The following is a 15,273-nucleotide window of genomic DNA, read 5'->3' as shown; positions in this document are numbered from 1 at the left end:
ACGGAAGGGGGGGACATGTCCGAAACCAGCGCTGCCGCGGCGGCTGCCACTACGCGTGAGCCGACCGATAGGGAAATCCGTCTCGTCATCGCGGCGAGTTCCGCCGGCACCATCTTCGAATGGTACGATTTCTTCATCTACGGCACGCTTGCCGGGTTGATCGGCGCGGCGTTCTTTCCTGCGGGCAACGAGACCCTGCAAATCCTTCTGGTCTGGGCCGGCTTCGCGGTCGGCTTCGGTTTCCGCCCGCTGGGTGCGATCCTGTTCGGCTTTCTGGGCGACAGGCTGGGGCGCAAGTATACCTTCCTGGTCACCGTAACACTGATGGGCATCGCCACCGCTGGCGTCGGCCTGATCCCCAGCGCGGCGAGCATCGGCATCGCCGCGCCGATCATCGTCATCTCCCTGCGCATCCTGCAGGGGCTGGCGCTGGGCGGAGAATACGGCGGCGCGGCAATCTACGTGGCCGAACATGCGCCGCCGGAAAAGCGCGGCTTCTACACCAGCTTCATCCAGGCGAGCGTGGTCGGCGGCTTCGCGCTGTCGATCGCGGTGGTGATCACCTGTCGCGCGCTGATCCCGGCGGATGAATTCGCGGCATGGGGCTGGCGCATCCCGTTCTTGCTGTCGATCATCCTGCTGGGGATTTCGCTGTGGATGCGCCTGCGCCTGTCCGAAAGCCCGGTCTTCAAGGCGATGAAGGCAGAGGGGAAGACAAGCGGCAATCCCTTCATCGAGAGCTTTACCTATCCGGGAAACAGGAAGCGCATATTCGTCGCGCTGTTCGGCATAACGGGCGTCCTCACCACCATCTGGTACACCGCCTTCTTCAGCGGCCTGTCTTTCCTGCGCGGTCCCATGCGTGTCGAAGAAAGCCTGGTCGAATGGATGCTGCTGGCCGCGGGCGTGATCTCGATGAGCTTCTACATCCTGATCGGTCGCTGGTCCGACAGGATCGGACGCAAGCTGCCGATCATCCTTGGTGCCGGGCTTTCGCTGATCCTGCTGTTCCCGATATTCTGGGGCATGGGCGCACTTGCCAACCCGGGCCTGGCGGCGGCGGCGGAACGGACCCCCGTTCTAGTTACGGGGCAGGACTGCACGCCCGATCCCTTTGCCGAACTGTTCGGGCGCGAGCAGAGCGACTGTGGCAAGGTGCTCGACGTGCTGACCTCCAGTGGCGTGCGCTACGACCTGCAGGAAGGCGATACCCTTGCGGTGAGCGTTGGCGGCGAGCGAATTGCGCTGGCCGATGGCTGGTTCGGTGACGATGCAGGGCTGCGCGAGGGCATGCGCGGCGCGTTGACGCAGCGCGGCTTCGACTTCGGCACGCAGGTTCCGCCGCTGGCGAACATCCTCGGCATCGTGGGCCTGCTGCTCGTGATGGGCGTGCTTTCCGCGCTGACCTACGGATCGGTCGCGGCGCTGCTGGCGGAGATGTTTCCGCCGCAGATCCGCTATTCCTCCATGTCCATTCCCTATCATATCGGCGCAGGCTACCTCGGGGGGTTCCTGCCGCTGATCGCAGGGATCATCGTGGCGCGCAGCGGCGATATCTACGCCGGGCTGTGGTATACGTGGATCGTGGTCGCTTTTGGCGTCGTCGTCGCATGGTGGGGCTTGCCCGGAGGGCCGCCGCGTGATTTCGAGGATCGGTGAACACGCTCCCCGATCCTCCCCCGCCGACTCTGCGCCTTGCCATTGATACAGACGCGCTTGCCGCGAACTGGCGGGCGCTGAACGACCTTTCCTCACCGGCCCGCGCGGGCGCTGCGGTGAAGGCCGATTGCTACGGCCTGGGCGCGGATATCTGCGTGCCCGTGCTGCGCGATGCTGGATGCCGCGATTTCTTCGTAGCGCACTGGAGCGAGGTTGCGCCCGCGCTCAGGCACGTCGCGCCGGGCCGGCTTTCTGTCCTGCATGGTCCGGTGAATGCGGCCGAAGCCGATTATGCTAGGGCGCTTGGCGTGCGCCCGGTCATCAATTCGCTGCACCAGGCGCGCGTCTGGACCGAAGGCGGCGGCGGGCCATGCGACCTGATGGTCGACACAGGAATCAACCGGCTCGGGGTCGCGCCATCGCAGCTGGGTGAGGACGATATCCGCGCGCTGGACGTGCACGTGCTGCTCTCGCACCTTTCTTCGGCCGACGAGGATGCGCCTGCGAACGCGCAGCAGCTGGCGATATTCGGAGAGGCCAAGAGACGCATCGCACACCGCGAGACAAGCCTTTCCAACAGCGCGGGCATCGCGCTGGGCTCCGCCTACCACTGCGATCTGACGCGGCCCGGCATCGCGCTTTACGGCGGCGTTCCCTCGCCCGCTCTTGCGCAGCATATCCGGCAGGTCGCATACCTGCAGGCATCGATCATCCACATCGCCGAAATCGGGGCGGGAGATACGGTCGGCTATAATCGCGAATTTACCGCGTCGGGCCCGATGCGCGTGGGCACCGTCTCGCTCGGCTATGCCGACGGGTTCCTGCGCAGCTGGGGAGGGGGCTTCCTGCTGCATGACGGCAGGAGGCTGCGCCTGCTCGGCAAGGTTTCGATGGACATGGTGGTGGTCGACCTGACGGATGCACCGGAGATCGGCATCGGAGACTGGCTCGACGTGCCCTACCACCTGCCCGATGCCGCACGGCACACCGGCCTTTCGCAGTACGAATTGCTGACCCTCCTCGGCCATCGGTTCGGACGTAGCGTCAAGGCGGATTGCCTTGCCAATGCTGCGGATGCTAAGCCCAATGCTGCGCAGCATTAATCCGGAGCCGCACACCCCCATGGCCAACAAGAAGCATGTCGAAGGCGACCCGATCGTCATCAAGAAATACGCCAACCGGCGCCTCTACAACACGCATTCCTCCAGCTACATCACGCTCGACGATCTGGCGCAGATGACGCGCGAGGGTGTGGATTTCACCGTGGTCGACGCCAAGAGCGGGGACGACATCACCCATGCGATCCTGACTCAGATCATCGTCGAGGAAGAAACCAACGGCGAACAGATGCTGCCCGTCAGCTTCCTGCGCGATCTGATCTCGATGTACGGCAATTCGATGCAGGCGATGATGCCCAGCTACCTCGAAGCGAGCATGGCGAACTTCCGCGCCAACCAGGCCAAGATCGCCGAGGCATGGCAGAGCGGCATGGCAGGCAATCCCCTCGCCAAGATGGCGGAGACCAACCTCGCCATGATGCGCGCGGCGACCAATGCGTTCACCGGGCAGGGCGCCGCCGATCGCGAAGCCGGCAAGTCCGCAGCACGTGCGGAAAGCACGGCGGACGAGACCGCGCAGGAGCTTGCCTCCATGCGCGAACAGATGGCCGCGATGCAGAAAAAGCTCGACGAGCTGGGCAAGTAGCCGCCGCCAGCTTCGGTTCTGGCAAACCAGGTCTGTACCGCAGCGCCAACGTCTCTCGACTTCGCTCGGGACGCAAGGCTAATGGCGCGCAAATCCCATCCTCGAAAGATCATGCCCGTGTCCAACATCCGCCACGCCCTCTCCGTCAAACGCGAAGACGATTTCGCAGCCTGGTATCAGGCCGCCATTGCCGAAGGGCAGATGGCCGAAGAGTCCGGCGTGCGCGGGTGCATGGTCATCAAGCCGTGGGGCTACGGCATCTGGGAACGCATCCAGCGCCTGCTGGACGACCGGATCAAGGCGACGGGCCACGACAACGCCTATTTCCCGCTGTTCATCCCGCTCTCCAATTTCGAGCGTGAGGCCGATCACGTCGAAGGTTTTGCCAAGGAAATGGCGGTCGTCACGCACCACCGCCTGATCGCGGACGGGAAGGGCGGGCTGATCCCCGATCCCGACGCGAAGCTGGAAGAGCCGCTGGTGGTGCGGCCGACCTCCGAAACGATCATCGGCGATGCGATGGCGCGCTGGGTGCAGAGCTGGCGCGACCTGCCGCTGAAGCTCAACCAGTGGGCCAACGTCGTGCGCTGGGAAATGCGCACCCGCATGTTCCTGCGCACCAGCGAATTCCTCTGGCAGGAAGGGCACACCGCGCATGCCACCGCCGAAGAGGCGAAAGATCACACCCTCACCATGCTCGAGGTTTACCGTGCGATGGCCGAGGAAGACCTCGCGCTGCCGGTGATCGCGGGCGAAAAGCCCGAGCATGAGCGCTTCCCCGGCGCGGTCGAGACCTGGTCGATCGAGGCGATGATGCAGGATGGCAAGGCGCTGCAGGCGGGCACCAGCCACTATCTCGGCACCAATTTCGCCAAGGCCTCGGGCATCAAGTATCAGGCGCAGGAAGGCGGCGAGCAGTTCGCGCACACGACGAGCTGGGGTGTTTCGACCCGGCTGATCGGCGGTGTCATCATGGCCCATGGCGACGACGATGGCCTGCGCGTGCCGCCCCGGATCGCTCCGTGGCAGGTGGTGATCCTGCCCATGCTGCGCGGTAACGACGACGATGCTGCACTGATCGAATACTGCGACGGCCTTCGCGCCACGCTCGTCGGGCAACACGCTTTGGGCGAACCGATCCGCGTGCTGCTCGACACCAAGCCGGGCAAGCCGGCGGCCAAGCGGTGGGACTGGGTGCGCAAGGGTGCCCCGATCATCATCGAGGTGGGCGGACGCGACATGGACAATGGCGTCGTCACCATGATCCGCCGCGACGATCTGTGGGATCTGGAAACTGGCAAGCTCAAGTCGCAGGCCCCGACGCGCGAAGTCGCAGGCCAGACCATCGGCGGTGTCCTTGGCGACATCCAGCAGGCCCTGTTTGCGCAGGCCGCCGAACGCCGCGATGCGAATATCGCGACCGGGATCGACAGCTGGGATGGCGTGGTCGACTTCTTCGCCAGCAACGGCAAGTACCCCGGCTGGGTCGAGGTCCAGTGGGCCAAGCCGACCGGCGACGCGCTTGAACAGGTGGTCGAGAAACTGAAGGCCGAAAAGCTGACGGTGCGCAACGTGCCGCGCGATGCCGTGCCTGCGGACGGCACCTGCATCTTTACGGGCGAACCGGCGGTAGAGCGGGTCTACGTCGCGCGCGCATACTGAACTTTCGGGAAGGGCTTGCATGGGCAAAGCAGTAAGGCACGGGTTTGCGAACCTGATAAACTTTTCGGGCCGGGACAGCCGCCCGCTGTTCTGGTGGTGGGTGCTGCTGGTCGTGCTCGTCACCTTCGCCCTCAGCTTCGTCTCGGGCATCGTCTTCGCCGCAGGTTCGATGAGCAGCGCGTTTCAGGCCGGTGCGGCGGGGGTCGATCAGGAACAGATCCAGGCGCAGATGATGCGCAGCATGGCCGAAAACCTTGGCACGCAAGCCTGGGTCGGCGTGGCTATCTCCGTGATCGGCCTTCTGCTGGTGATCGCGTCCTTTGTCCGGCGGCTGCGCGATGCCGGGCTGCCCACGCTGATCGCCCTCGTTCCGGTCATCACGACACTGGTATCCGCCTATGTGAACATCAGCGCGATCGACGAGCTTCGCGAGGTCATGGCCAATGGCAGCGCGCAGGCGGTCAACGAAGCGGCTGCGGCCAATGCCGGCCTCGGCCTGATCGCCTATGCGGGATACCTCGTGGTGATCGTGTGCGGCCTGATCCCGAGCAAGAAGGCGGGCTGACGCGTATCGGGGCGCGAAACACCCCATCTATCGGGGGGCTGCGCAAGCTATCGGGATAGCCGAGGGCATCCCGTGCGTTTACAGCTCTGACATGGCAAAGCGCGCAAACAATCACCCCAAAGGCCTGCCCACGCAAAAGCAGGTCCTCGACTTGATCCAGACTTCGGACACGAGGGTAGGCAAGCGCGAGATTGCCAAGGCCTTCGGGCTGAAGGGGCAGGAGAAGATCGCGCTCAAGAAGCTGCTGAAGGACATGGCCGAGGACGGCCTGATCGACGGCAAGAAGAGCGCTTTCCACCGCATGGGCGGCTTGCCCAAGGTCACCGTTCTACGCGTGACCGAAATCGACGATGGCGAGCCCATCGCCGTCCCGGAGAACTGGGAGCCGGACGATGGCGCCGCGCCGCCACGCCTGACCGTGATCGAGAAATCGCGCGGGCGTGGTTCAAAGGGCATGCCCGCGCTCAAGGTGGGCGACCGCATTCTCTCGCGGACCGAAGAGACGCCCAAGGGCTGGCGCGCGCACCCCATGAAGAAGCTTCCCCAGCGCACCGAAGGGCTGATCGGCGTTGTCGAGAAGGACGGGCGCGGAAAGTTCTGGCTCGCTCCCGTGGACAAGAAGGTCCGCAATTCCTCGCCCATTTCCGATGTCGGCACCGCCGAAGAAGGCCAGCTGGTGTCCGCCGAGCCGACCGGGCGTGGCCCGCGCGCGGGCGTACGCGTTACCGAAGTGCTGGGCGACCCGCTCGCCCCCAAGAGCTTCAGCCTGATCGCCATCGAAAAGCATGGCATCCCGCACGTCTTCCCGGAGGCGGTGCTGAACGAGGCCGAGCTCGCGGCCAAGCTGCCGGTCACGACGGACAAGCGCGAGGACCTGCGCGATGTGCCGATCATCGCCATCGACCCGGCAGACGCACGCGACCATGACGATGCGATCTGGGCTGCGCCCGACGATAGCGAGGACAACAAGGGCGGCTTTCGCGCCATCGTCGCCATCGCCGACGTTTCGCATTACGTGCGGCCCGGCGGCGCGCTCGACCGGGAGGCGAGGAAGCGAGGCAATTCGGTCTATTTCCCCGACCGTGTCATCCCCATGCTGCCCGAGATCCTCTCCGCCGACGTCTGCTCGCTCAAGGCGGGCGAGGATCGCGCGGCGATGGTCTGCCACCTGAAAATCTCCCCCGAGGGTGAATTGCTCAAGTGGCGTTTCACCCGCGCCGTGGTGCGGTTGGCGGAGAATGTCGCCTACGAGGAAGCGCAGAGGCGGATCGATACTGGCGAGGCGGATGAAGCGCTTGGCAACCTGTGGAAAGCCTGGGGACTCTTGTGGAAAGCACGCGAGGCGCGCGACCCGCTGGACCTCGACCTGCCCGAACGCCGCGTGATCCTGGACGAGGAAGGCGGCATCGCCGAAATCCGCGTTCACGAAAGGCTCAATGCGCACCGCGTGGTCGAGGATTTCATGATCGCGGCCAATGTCGCGGCGGCAAAGGCGCTCGAATCCAAGAACTCACCGGTCGTCTACCGGGTCCATGAGCAGCCGAGCCGGGAAAAGCTGCTCGCGCTCAAGGAATATCTCGGCACGCAGGACAAGAAACTGGCGATGGGTCAGGTCATCACGCCGACGCTGTTCAACCGCTTCCTGAAGGATGTTTCGGACGAACAGGAAAAGGCGCTGCTGATGGAGGCGGTGCTTCGCACGCAGACCCAGGCCTATTACGGGCCGGATAACCAGGGCCATTTCGGCCTCGCGCTCGGCAGCTACGCGCACTTCACCTCGCCCATCCGCCGCTATGCCGATCTGCTGGTCCACCGCGCGCTGGTGGATACCTTCAAGCTCGAACAGGCGAAGCCCAAGTCGAAGTTGCCCGAGCATAGCGGGCTGAGCGATGTCGACCGCGATGACCTCGGCAAGATCAGCGAAGCGATCAGCCGTACCGAACGCCGGGCGATGGAGGCGGAACGCGATACGATCGACCGCTACGTCGCCGCATGGCTGGCAGGCCGTGTGGGGGAAACCTTCGACACGCGCATCACCGGAGTCCAGAACTTCGGCTTCTTCGCCACCATTGTCGGGCTTGGCGGCGATGGCCTCGTGCCGATTTCCACGATCGGCGACGAATATTTCCATTTCGACGAAGCGGCCAAGGCGCTGATCGGTTCGGATACGGGCACCCGCTACGAAACCGGACAGAAGCTGGAAATGAAGCTGGTCGAAGCGAACCCGCTCACCGGCGCGCTCCGGTTCGAAGTGCCCGGCGGCGATGCATCGAAGGCGAAGGAAGGTCGTCCGCGGGGCGGCCAGGGCAGGCCGCGCAATGATGGCCCCAAGGGTGGCGGTCAGAAGAAGGGCGGCCCCCGGAAAGACGGACCGCGCAAGGACGGCGCCAGGAAGGACAAGGCGGGCAAGCATCAGGTCGGCAAGCGCGGCCGGCCGGGTAATATCCGGCACCAGGGCCGCAAGAAGAAGTAGTACCGGCCAAAGGGAAGGGAACGCGGGCCAGCCAAGCATCGTTCTGTGGGGAAAGGAGATTCCCCCATGCTTACCCCCGGCCAGAAGGTCCCCGATATCGACCTTCCGCTCACCATCAAGGCGCGTTTCGAACTCGCCAAACAGCAGCCCGACAATTTCACCATGCTGGTGTTCTATCGCGGCAAGCATTGCCCGATCTGCAAGCGCTATCTGGAGGAACTGGGCAGCAAGCTGGAGAAGTTCACCAAGCTGGGCGTCTCTCCCTTCGCCATCTCCATGGATAGCGAGGATCGCGCGATGGTGACGCATGAGGGGTGGGACACGCACGACCTGCCGCTGGTCTACGATCTGCCCGAAGATCAGGCCCGCGAATGGGGCCTCTTCATCTCCGAAAAGCGCCCCGACAGCGAAGAGCCGGACCGGTTTTCCGAACCCGGCCTGTTCCTGATCAAGCCGGACGGCACGCTGTATTTCGAGGAAGTGCAGAGCGCACCCTTCACGCGCCCGCCGCTGGACGAACTGCTCAGCGCAATCGAATTCGTGCTGGAAAACGATTACCCGGTGCGCGGCACGGTGGAGGGCTAGGACCCTCCATCAAACACCCGACAATCAGGCGCCCGCAATGCGATCGACGTCCTCTACCGCCATGCTGCCGGGCAGGATGACCAGCGGGCAGGGCAGGCTGCCGGTGTGGGCGGAGAAATGCGATACGAGCGGGCCCGGTGGGCCTTCCGATGCGGCGCCAAGCACCAGCGCGAGCACATCGGGGTGCTCTGTCAGATAGTGGCGCACGATCCGGCTCGCCTCGCCCACCTTCACCGCGATGTTCGGCATCTTGCCGCTTTCGGAATAGACATTGCCCGCCGCGCTGGTGGCGATGGCCTCCGCACGGTCGCGCGCTTCCTGCTCGATCGTGGCCTGCACACCGCCGAAGGCGTTGAAGTTCTGCGGCTGGACGATGGCGAGGATCTGCACGGACCCGCTGCTCGCCTGCGCCCAGCGCATCGCGAAGCGCAAGGCTTTGCGCGCTTCGTCGGTTTCGTCGATGATGACCAGATATTTGCCCAAGGTTCTATCTCCTTCGCGCGCTATCGACGCAAACACCCCTCGCTGGCAAGGCGCTTGCCCCGCGAAGGCAAATTGGCCAAAGCGGCGCGGGACTCGGGCGGTGCCGCTACGGCGGGGCCGCCGTCGAAGCTGATGCCAACGCAGGAACTGCCCTATGCCAACGCCGATCAAGATGCCCGCTCTATCCCCGACAATGGAGGAGGGCACCCTCGCCAAATGGCTGGTGAAGGCGGGTGACAAGGTTTCGGCAGGCGATCTCCTCGCCGAGATCGAGACTGACAAGGCGACGATGGAATTCGAAGCGGTCGACGAAGGCACCATCGCCTCGATCGAGATCGACGAGGGTACCGAAGGCGTCGCGGTCGGCACCGTGATCGCGATGCTGGCGGGCGAGGGCGAGAGCGTGGAAGACGCCGCCAAGGCCGCGCCGGACGATACGGCCAAGGCGGAAAAGCCCGAGCCGAAGAAGGACGACGGCGAAGCCAAGGCAGAACCTGCCAAGGCCAAGCCGCGCGAGAGCGCAGAGCCGCAGAAGGCCCCCGCCAAGGCGAAGCCCGCGCCCCGGAAGGATGGGGATCGCATCTTCGCATCGCCGCTTGCACGCCGGATAGCGGAGCAGAAGGGCCTGGACCTCTCCGAAATGGAGGGCAGCGGGCCGAAGGGGAGAATCGTCAAGGCGGACGTGGAAGACGCGAAAGCCGGCCGCCCGGCGAACGAAGCCAAGCGCGGCGCGGTTGCAGGTCCGGTCGATGCCGGGCTCGACGGCGATGCGCCGTTCGAGGAGGAGAAGGTCTCCGGCGTGCGCAAGGTCGTCGCCAAGCGGCTCACCTCCGCCAAGCAGGAAGTCCCGCACTACTACCTCAGCGTGGATATCCGGCTCGACGCGCTGCTCGCCGCGCGCAAGGATCTGAACGCGATGCTGGAGGCCGAGGGCGTGAAGCTGTCGGTCAACGATCTGCTGATCAAGGCGCTGGCCAAGGCGCTGATGCGCACCCCGCAGGCGCATGTCAGCTTCCAGGGCGACACGCTCCACCGCTACCAGCGCGCCGACATCAGCGTTGCGGTCGCCTCGCCCAAGGGGCTGATCACTCCGATCATTCGCGGTGCCGATCGCAAGAGCCTGGCCGAAATCGCGACCGAGATGAAGGAACTCGCGGGCAAGGCGCGCGAGGGCAAGCTGCAACCGCACGAATACCAGGGCGGCACCGCCAGCATCTCCAACCTCGGCATGTTCGGGATCAAGCAGTTCGATGCGGTCATCAACCCGCCGCAGGGCATGATCATGGCGGTCGGCGCGGGCGAGCAGCGCCCGTGGGTGATCGACGGCCAGATCGCGCCTGCCACCGTGATGACGGCGTCCGGTTCGTTCGACCACCGCGCCATCGACGGTGCGGAAGGGGCGCAGCTGATGGAAGCCTTCAAGCAGATGTGCGAACAACCGATGGGGATGATGTTATGAGAACAGGGATCGTTGTTGTAACCCTCGCAAGCGCGCTTGCGCTGTCGTCGTGTGAGCGCGCCCCGGCGGATGGCACGTCCGAGACGCCCGAACCCGCGCAGACCGCCGCCGAGGCGCCGAGCGATATCGTCGCCCCGGCCGAGACACGGCCAGAAGTGCCCGAAGCGGCAGGATCGCCCGACCTGGGCTACGCAGGCCCGATCCCCAAGCCGATCCGCGTGGGCACCAACGGCCCGGACATGGATTCCTGCGCCAGCTACGGCGAGGTTTCCGGCCTGAACCCCGATGGCGACAACTACCTGTCCGTCCGCGATGCTCCGAGCAGCAATGTGAAGGAACGCGACCGGATCGGCACGGGCCACAAGGTCCATATCTGTGCCGAGAGCAATGGCTGGTATGGCATCGTCTACGATATCGAAGGCGACAGCGGGATCGATTGCGAAGTCGACAGCCCGGTCGACAAGCCGCGCAACTACACGGGGCCCTGCGCGCAGGGCTGGGTGAGCAAGAAGTTCGTGACAGTTACGGCGGGGTGATGGCCGACGCACCCAAGAGACAGGATAATTCGGTCGTCGTCACCGAAGTATTGGGCTCCATCACGTGGGTCGCCTGCCTGAGTGCAATCGCCACCCTTGTTATCATTCTGTATCCCACAGAACGCCCAAGATCGGAGATGGAGAGTTTCTTCGCGGTTGTGGCGATCCCGATCATGCTTTTCTATATAGCCGGAAGAATAACCGCAGTTGCCATTCCGATCCTGCTGGCTTTCATAATGCAAAATGATGTGGCGAAGGTTTTTTTCTCGCTCCTCACGGTCGCCGCGGTCTATCTCGTGCTGTATTCCGAAAACGAGGCGCTTGGTTTCGACTACGACGAAAATCTCATTATCGTCGCCGCGGCGCCGACTATTCTCGCAATACGCCATATATTTTTGAATGTTCTTCGGCCTAGCCGAAGGGGAATGTGGAAAAGATGACGGACAGACAGCCCCAGATCCGCGTGACCGCGATGCCGACCGACATGAATCCCTACGGGGGCGTGTTCGGCGGGTGGCTGATGAGCCAGATGGCGCTCGGCGCGGGATCGCTGGCAAGCCGGGAAGGGCAGGGCCGCGCGAACGTGGTCGCGGCGAGCGATTTCGGCTTCCCCGCCGCGATGGCGCTGGGCGACGAGCTGAACATCTACTGCGAGATCGTGAAAGAGGGAAACACCTCGATCACCATCGCCGCCGAAGGGATCGCCCGAGCGCGCCATGGCGAGGAGACCAAACTGGTGTGCAAGGGCACCTTCGTGTTCGTGCTGGCCGACGATGATGGCAATCCGCGCCCCGTGCGCATCCAGGCCGCCGCAGCGAAGCACCAGTCGGACAATGATGGCTGAGCCGCTTTCCCACATCCACCGGACCGGCCATGATGGCGCGATGCCGATCGCTCGCTCCGTCCTGCACTGCCGCCCGTTTTCCGCCGCCAGTCGGGCGGCAAGTTTTTAGCCCCTGAACACTGTGTCAGGTGTGTCAGACAAACCAGCAAGAGGCTTCAATGGCTGAGAAATACGACCTTATCGTTCTGGGTAGCGGACCGGGTGGCTACGTCGCTGCGATTCGCGGGGCGCAGCTGGGGCTGAAGGTCGCCATCGTGGAGCGCGAACTGCTCGGCGGGATCTGCCTCAACTGGGGCTGCATCCCGACCAAGGCACTGCTGCGCTCGGCGGAAATCCTGCACTATGCGCAGCACGCGAAGGATTACGGGCTCAAGATCGCGGGTGAGATCGAGGCCGATCTGGAAGCGGTGGTGAAGCGCAGCCGCGGGGTCGCGGCGCAGCTCAACAAGGGCGTCACCGGCCTGATGAAGAAGAACAAGATCGCCGTGCATATGGGGGAGGGGAAGCTGACCGGCCCCACCAGCCTCACCGTGAAGGGCGAGAAGGGCGAGGAGAAGCTGGAGGCAAAGCACATCATCGTCGCCACCGGTGCCCGTGCGCGCGATCTGCCCTTCGCCAAAGCGGACGGCAAGCGTATCTGGACCTATCGCCACGCAATGACGCCGAAGGAGATGCCCAAGAAGCTGCTCGTGATCGGCAGCGGCGCCATCGGGATCGAATTCGCCAGCTTCTACAACGATATGGGCTGCGAAGTGACCGTGGTCGAAATGCTCGACCGGATCGTGCCGGTGGAAGACAAGGACGTCTCCGCCTTCCTGCAGAAGTCGCTCACCAAGCAGGGCATCAAGGTGATGACCGGCGCCGGGGTCGAGGAGCTGAAGGCGGACGCCAAGGGCGTGCGGGCCAAGATCAAGGACGCCAAGGGCAATGTGGACGAAAGCGAATTCTCGCACTGCATCGTCGCCATCGGCATCGTCCCCAATACCGAGGATATCGGCCTGGAAAAGCTGGCCGAGATGGAGAAGGGCTTCATCCAGATCGACCCCTATGGCCGCACCAAGAGCAAGGGGCTGTGGGCGATCGGCGACTGCACTCCGGGCCCGTGGCTGGCGCACAAGGCGAGCCACGAGGGCGTTACCGCTGCCGAAGCCATCGCGCAGGAACTGGGCAACAAGGATGTCCATCCGCACCCGCTCGATCGCAACAACATCCCGGGTTGCACCTACTGCCACCCGCAGATCGCATCCGTCGGCATGACCGAGGCGCAGGCCAAGGAAGCGGGCTACGATGTGAAGGCCGGCACCTTCCCCTTCATCGGCAACGGCAAGGCGATCGCGCTGGGCGAGGCCGAGGGCTTCACCAAGACCGTGTTCGACGCCAAGACGGGTGAGCTGCTGGGCGCCCATATGGTCGGCGCCGAAGTCACCGAGATGATCCAGGGTTTCGTGATCGGCAAGACGCTGGAGACCACCGAAGCCGAACTGATGCAGAGCGTGTTCCCGCACCCCACCATCAGCGAGTCCATGCACGAGAGCGTGCTGGCGAGCTACGGGCGGGTGATCCACATCTGAAACAAGCGGGCGTTCCGCACGTTAGGGTTGCATGAGCGAAGAGAAGAAGACGCCGCCCCGCGGCGACAAGCCCGACGATGCCAACGACAGCGAAGTCACGCGCGAACACCGCGCGCTGATGAACCAGAGCTCGACCGATCCTCAGGAATATCCCGAGGAAGAGCGTGCCGCGCAGTCGCTGGTCGACAAAAGCAAACGGCGCGATCAGTCGGACTGATCGCGCCGCCAGCTTGCGTTCTGCGTCTGGGTTCAGACGTTGCGGCGCAGGAAGGCGATGATCGCCAGCACCAGGAACACCGCGAACAGGATATAGGCAATGTTGGTCGCGCCCCCGGCAATCCCGCCGAAGCCGAGCACCGCAGCCACGAGCGCGATGATCAGGAATATGATAGCCCATTTAAGCACTGGTTTTCTCCCCTAGTTGCCACCGGGATATCCCGCGCGAACCAAAGCGGGTTCGTTACAAACCTTTGTTATGTTGGGCAGGCGAGTTGGCGGACAGGGTGGGATTCGAACCCACGGTGAGCGTGAACCCACGGCGGTTTTCAAGACCGCTGCCTTAAACCACTCGGCCACCTGTCCTACTCGCGATGCGCCCGCTAACGCTTTGGCCGGGATTTGTCACTCTCCGACACGTGTTCGAATGGCAGCGCATCTAAGTCATTGGCGAGTCATGTCCCGTGTGACAAACAGCATGACATGAATCTTCCCCGCCCGCTTCTCGCGCTCGCCGCCACTCTCGCCGCTGGCTTCGCCAGCCCTGCCGCAGCGCAGGACATGCCCTTCGATGCCTATATGCAGCTGGTCATCGCCAAGGCGCGGGCCGAAGGCATCAGCGAGGATACGATCCGGCGCATGACCTACGATCTTACGCCCAACATGCGTGTGATCGAGCTCGACCAGTCGCAGCCCGGATCCTCTTCCTCACCCGGCTATCCACCGCTGCAGCCCTATCTCGACCGGCATGTCGACGCGGCCCGGATCAGCGGCGGGCGGGCTGTCTATAACGAAACCGCGCGGCTGCACGGTCCGATTCGTTCCGAATACGGCGTACCCGCAGAGATCATCATCGCGATCTGGGGGCACGAGACGAATTACGGCGGTTACCGTGGCAATTTCGATCTCGCCCAGTCACTGGCCACGCTGGCATGGGAAGGGCGGCGACGCGCGCTGTTCGAGAAAGAGTTCCTCGCCCTGCTGAAGGTGGCCGAGAAAGGCTATTCGCGCGATCGCCTGGTCGGCAGCTGGGCTGGCGCCTTCGGCAATCCGCAATTCCTGCCGAGCGTTTACCTGCGCCTCGCCACCGACGGCGACGGCGACGGGATGGCGAACATCTTCACCAACCAGGCCGACACGATGGCGTCTATCGCGCGCTACTTCCAGGATGCGGGTTGGCGGCCCGGTATCCCCTGGGGCGTGCGGGCGAGCATTCCATCCGGCTTCGACGTCGATGCCTACCGCACGAAGCTGGTCGCGCCGGTATGCCCGCGCGTGCACGAGCGGCACAGCCAGTGGATGACCGTGGCCGAATGGCGTGAGCTGGGCGTCACGCCCTATACCAGCCTGCCGCCCGATACGCTGGTCAGCCTGTTCCAGCCCGATGGGCCGGGAAGCCCTGCCTGGCTGTTAACCTCAAATTATCGCGTCATCCTCGAATATAACTGCTCCAACTACTATGCGATGAGTGTGGGGCTGCTAGCCGATGAGATTGCCCGGTAATGTCCGGAAATTG

Annotated in this window: 16 protein-coding genes and 1 tRNA gene; 14 read left to right on the top strand and 3 right to left on the bottom strand. The window is 64.1% G+C overall.

Features of this window, described 5'->3' with window-relative positions:
* The first annotated feature begins 15 nt into the window (after positions 1-15).
* The 7 genes from ADAD_RS0110515 to ADAD_RS0110485 all read left to right on the top strand — a co-directional run bounded on the left by ADAD_RS0110515 (position 16) and on the right by ADAD_RS0110485 (position 8,648).
* Positions 16-1,659: an MFS transporter gene (locus tag ADAD_RS0110515; RefSeq protein ID WP_010413511.1), complete on the top strand. Its 1,644-nt coding sequence runs from the start codon at positions 16-18 to the stop codon at positions 1,657-1,659.
* Complete coding sequence (locus ADAD_RS0110510; RefSeq protein WP_010413510.1) at positions 1,656-2,762, top strand: alanine racemase; 1,107 nt, start codon at positions 1,656-1,658, stop codon at positions 2,760-2,762. Before ADAD_RS0110515 ends, ADAD_RS0110510 begins: the two co-directional genes overlap by 4 nt.
* A 19-nt stretch (positions 2,763-2,781) precedes the next feature.
* Positions 2,782-3,363: a polyhydroxyalkanoate synthesis repressor PhaR gene (gene phaR / locus ADAD_RS0110505; protein ID WP_010413509.1), complete on the top strand. Its 582-nt coding sequence runs from the start codon at positions 2,782-2,784 to the stop codon at positions 3,361-3,363.
* A 111-nt stretch (positions 3,364-3,474) separates the two neighbouring features.
* Positions 3,475-5,025 carry a proline--tRNA ligase gene (proS, locus tag ADAD_RS0110500; protein ID WP_033193326.1) on the top strand — a complete coding sequence of 517 codons (1,551 nt, stop codon included), beginning with the start codon at positions 3,475-3,477 and terminating at the stop codon, positions 5,023-5,025.
* A 19-nt stretch (positions 5,026-5,044) separates the two neighbouring features.
* Positions 5,045-5,590: a DUF805 domain-containing protein gene (locus tag ADAD_RS0110495; RefSeq protein WP_010413501.1), complete on the top strand. Its 546-nt coding sequence runs from the start codon at positions 5,045-5,047 to the stop codon at positions 5,588-5,590.
* A gap of 91 nt (positions 5,591-5,681) precedes the next feature.
* Entirely contained in the window at positions 5,682-8,063 is a 2,382-nt protein-coding gene (rnr, locus tag ADAD_RS0110490; RefSeq protein ID WP_010413500.1) for a ribonuclease R, read from the top strand.
* Between the two features lie 66 nt (positions 8,064-8,129).
* Positions 8,130-8,648, top strand: a complete 519-nt coding sequence (locus tag ADAD_RS0110485; RefSeq protein WP_010413496.1) for a peroxiredoxin-like family protein — start codon at positions 8,130-8,132, stop codon at positions 8,646-8,648.
* Positions 8,649-8,672: 24 nt separating this feature from the next.
* Here the strand turns inward: ADAD_RS0110485 and ADAD_RS0110480 are convergent, their stop codons facing one another.
* Complete coding sequence (locus ADAD_RS0110480) at positions 8,673-9,131, bottom strand: universal stress protein (protein WP_010413495.1); 459 nt, start codon at positions 9,129-9,131, stop codon at positions 8,673-8,675.
* Positions 9,132-9,285: 154 nt separating this feature from the next.
* Here ADAD_RS0110480 and ADAD_RS0110475 point away from each other — a divergent pair, with 154 nt between their 5' ends.
* The 6 genes from ADAD_RS0110475 to ADAD_RS0110450 all read left to right on the top strand — a co-directional run bounded on the left by ADAD_RS0110475 (position 9,286) and on the right by ADAD_RS0110450 (position 13,758).
* A complete protein-coding gene (locus tag ADAD_RS0110475; protein ID WP_029140071.1) occupies positions 9,286-10,590 on the top strand; it encodes a pyruvate dehydrogenase complex dihydrolipoamide acetyltransferase in 1,305 nt (434 codons plus the stop codon).
* Positions 10,587-11,126 (top strand): hypothetical protein, encoded by a 540-nt coding sequence (locus tag ADAD_RS0110470; RefSeq protein WP_010413492.1) that lies wholly within the window; start codon positions 10,587-10,589, stop codon positions 11,124-11,126. Before ADAD_RS0110475 ends, ADAD_RS0110470 begins: the two co-directional genes overlap by 4 nt.
* Positions 11,126-11,566, top strand: coding sequence for a hypothetical protein (locus tag ADAD_RS0110465; RefSeq protein WP_010413490.1), 441 nt, complete (start codon positions 11,126-11,128; stop codon positions 11,564-11,566). Before ADAD_RS0110470 ends, ADAD_RS0110465 begins: the two co-directional genes overlap by 1 nt.
* Positions 11,563-11,970, top strand: a complete 408-nt coding sequence (locus ADAD_RS0110460) for an acyl-CoA thioesterase (RefSeq protein ID WP_010413489.1) — start codon at positions 11,563-11,565, stop codon at positions 11,968-11,970. The genes ADAD_RS0110465 and ADAD_RS0110460 overlap by 4 nt, the downstream gene beginning before the upstream one ends.
* A gap of 158 nt (positions 11,971-12,128) precedes the next feature.
* Positions 12,129-13,541: a dihydrolipoyl dehydrogenase gene (lpdA, locus tag ADAD_RS0110455; protein ID WP_010413488.1), complete on the top strand. Its 1,413-nt coding sequence runs from the start codon at positions 12,129-12,131 to the stop codon at positions 13,539-13,541.
* A 31-nt stretch (positions 13,542-13,572) separates the two neighbouring features.
* Positions 13,573-13,758 (top strand): hypothetical protein, encoded by a 186-nt coding sequence (locus ADAD_RS0110450; RefSeq protein ID WP_010413487.1) that lies wholly within the window; start codon positions 13,573-13,575, stop codon positions 13,756-13,758.
* Positions 13,759-13,790: 32 nt separating this feature from the next.
* Here the strand turns inward: ADAD_RS0110450 and ADAD_RS16675 are convergent, their stop codons facing one another.
* Together ADAD_RS16675 and ADAD_RS0110440 are read right to left on the bottom strand one after the other, a co-directional pair.
* Positions 13,791-13,946, bottom strand: a complete 156-nt coding sequence (locus ADAD_RS16675; RefSeq protein WP_010413486.1) for a DUF1328 domain-containing protein — start codon at positions 13,944-13,946, stop codon at positions 13,791-13,793.
* Between the two features lie 87 nt (positions 13,947-14,033).
* Positions 14,034-14,123, bottom strand: a tRNA-Ser gene (locus ADAD_RS0110440).
* A gap of 117 nt (positions 14,124-14,240) precedes the next feature.
* Between ADAD_RS0110440 and ADAD_RS0110435 the strand changes: the two genes are divergently transcribed.
* Positions 14,241-15,260 (top strand): lytic murein transglycosylase, encoded by a 1,020-nt coding sequence (locus tag ADAD_RS0110435; RefSeq protein ID WP_010413480.1) that lies wholly within the window; start codon positions 14,241-14,243, stop codon positions 15,258-15,260.
* Positions 15,261-15,273 lie beyond the last annotated feature (13 nt).

Source organism: Citromicrobium sp. JLT1363, from assembly GCF_000186705.1.
In the GTDB taxonomy this organism is placed as follows: Bacteria; Pseudomonadota; Alphaproteobacteria; order Sphingomonadales; family Sphingomonadaceae; genus Alteriqipengyuania.
Note: the sequence above shows the minus strand (reverse complement) of the source record. Positions and strands in the feature narration are given on the sequence as shown.

Coding starts and splice junctions, on each gene's coding strand:
- ADAD_RS0110515 (WP_010413511.1), top strand. CDS start 16: ATGTCCGAAACCAGCGCTGCCGCGGCGGCTGCCACTACGCGTGAGCCG.
- phaR (WP_010413509.1), top strand. CDS start 2,782: ATGGCCAACAAGAAGCATGTCGAAGGCGACCCGATCGTCATCAAGAAA.
- proS (WP_033193326.1), top strand. CDS start 3,475: ATGCCCGTGTCCAACATCCGCCACGCCCTCTCCGTCAAACGCGAAGAC.
- ADAD_RS0110495 (WP_010413501.1), top strand. CDS start 5,045: ATGGGCAAAGCAGTAAGGCACGGGTTTGCGAACCTGATAAACTTTTCG.
- rnr (WP_010413500.1), top strand. CDS start 5,682: ATGGCAAAGCGCGCAAACAATCACCCCAAAGGCCTGCCCACGCAAAAG.
- ADAD_RS0110485 (WP_010413496.1), top strand. CDS start 8,130: ATGCTTACCCCCGGCCAGAAGGTCCCCGATATCGACCTTCCGCTCACC.
- ADAD_RS0110475 (WP_029140071.1), top strand. CDS start 9,286: ATGCCAACGCCGATCAAGATGCCCGCTCTATCCCCGACAATGGAGGAG.
- ADAD_RS0110470 (WP_010413492.1), top strand. CDS start 10,587: ATGAGAACAGGGATCGTTGTTGTAACCCTCGCAAGCGCGCTTGCGCTG.
- ADAD_RS0110465 (WP_010413490.1), top strand. CDS start 11,126: ATGGCCGACGCACCCAAGAGACAGGATAATTCGGTCGTCGTCACCGAA.
- ADAD_RS0110460 (WP_010413489.1), top strand. CDS start 11,563: ATGACGGACAGACAGCCCCAGATCCGCGTGACCGCGATGCCGACCGAC.
- lpdA (WP_010413488.1), top strand. CDS start 12,129: ATGGCTGAGAAATACGACCTTATCGTTCTGGGTAGCGGACCGGGTGGC.
- ADAD_RS0110450 (WP_010413487.1), top strand. CDS start 13,573: ATGAGCGAAGAGAAGAAGACGCCGCCCCGCGGCGACAAGCCCGACGAT.
- ADAD_RS0110435 (WP_010413480.1), top strand. CDS start 14,241: ATGAATCTTCCCCGCCCGCTTCTCGCGCTCGCCGCCACTCTCGCCGCT.